We start from the raw sequence: 260 nt of genomic DNA on the forward strand, positions 1-260 counted from the left end.
CTTTCGTATTTGACTTACCACTTACTACTTATCACTTATAACTTTTCAGTAGACCCGAGCAGATTTGAACTGCTGACCCCTACATTATCAGTGTAGTGCTCTAACCAGGCTGAGCTACGGATCTAAATGATGTAGCCCGATCCAGGTTGTATCTCTTCCCTCTTACCGGGTTACTATCTGCAAAGAACTTTTGATCCTATGAAAGTTAAGTGAAGCAACAGCTAAAAAGTTTGTTTTTTAGCGCTATCTCTAAAAAGGAG

At 40.0% G+C, this 260-nt stretch carries 1 tRNA gene; it reads right to left on the reverse strand.

What is annotated here, in order from left to right:
* Window positions 1–49: 49 nt before the first annotated feature.
* Window positions 50–124: transfer RNA gene (locus tag A4R26_RS05685), tRNA-Ile, on the reverse strand.
* Between the last annotated feature and the right edge of the window lie 136 nt (window positions 125–260).

Source organism: Niastella populi (genome assembly GCF_002078015.1).
Taxonomy (GTDB): Bacteria; Bacteroidota; Bacteroidia; order Chitinophagales; family Chitinophagaceae; genus Niastella; species Niastella populi.